Genomic DNA, 1,114 nt, shown 5'->3' with positions numbered 1-1,114 from the left:
CACTACTATTGGCCATAGAATTAGATCCTTTTTAAAGTTTTACAGCTTTTTAATTGATGAATATCTAACTATCCAATCTCAGCCACAACTTTCACTGAAGGAAATCCAAAAAATTAAAGAAAACTTAAATAAATATATGAATATAAAGAAAAAAATTATAAATAACTTTTCAAAGTCAAATAAAACAATTAAAAGTGAAATCAATTATTCGTTCAAAAGTATGAATGATGAGATGATTAAAGGATTGTATTTAATTATCTCACCGAGCAATTCTAATAAATACAATATTTTAAATCCATTTAAGTCAAAAAACGTACAACTCAGAAACTTTCTAATCATACATCTCATGCTTAATTATGGTCTTAGAATTGGTGAGCTTATGCTACTAACAACCAATTCTATCAAAAAATCAATTCAGAATCAGAACTTTAGTTTAATTATTACAAACACAGATGATGAGTTTGATGATCGTTCGAAAAAGCCAAAAATCAAAAATGAGTATTCTTATCGAGTAATTAAGCTCCAAGAAAGAGACTATAAAATTCTTCAAATCTATATAAATGAAATCCGAAAAGAAATTCCTTCACAGATCTTATTTACTTCTTTAAAGCCACCCTACTCTGCTTTAAGTTATGCCAGTATTAAAAAAATATTTGATAAGATAGACTCATCACTAAAAGCCCTGTTACCAAATTGTTTTGATACTTCGAGCTATGATTCAATAGAACGGCTAACGCCACATGTATGTAGACATTCTTGGGCCTATATGATGTTAAGCTTCTCTTTTGAGAAGTATAAAAAAGAAAATGTTAGTCACTCTGATATTAAACAAAGTGTAAATGATGCTCTACTAAAAGCGCAGGATGATCTAAGAGCCTTAGGCGGGTGGTCAACTACAAGTACAATGCCCATATATTATGGTAAACGCTTTATTGTAGAACGTGCTAATTTTATGAATTTAGCTCGAATAATAGATTCCAGTATTAAATTATGATTGATAAGAATATGCCTCAACTTAGTCTAGATTTTGAAAAAAATGATAATAGTCCTAATAAATTTATGATTTTCCATGATGCTGACCTTAGGCTCATAGAGTCTTTGCCTACACCATCAA

General features: G+C 29.4%; 1 protein-coding gene. It reads left to right on the top strand.

Annotated elements, in window-relative coordinates:
• On the top strand, window positions 1–994 hold a 994-nt coding region (locus HUN22_RS17200), incomplete at its 5' end, for a site-specific integrase (RefSeq protein WP_174731929.1).
• Window positions 995–1,114: the final 120 nt, after the last annotated feature.

It is taken from the genome of Acinetobacter lactucae, assembly GCF_013344765.1.
GTDB lineage: Bacteria > Pseudomonadota > Gammaproteobacteria > Pseudomonadales > Moraxellaceae > Acinetobacter > Acinetobacter lactucae_A.
The sequence above is the reverse complement of the archived record's forward strand: the minus strand, read 5'-3'. Positions and strand labels throughout refer to the sequence as shown.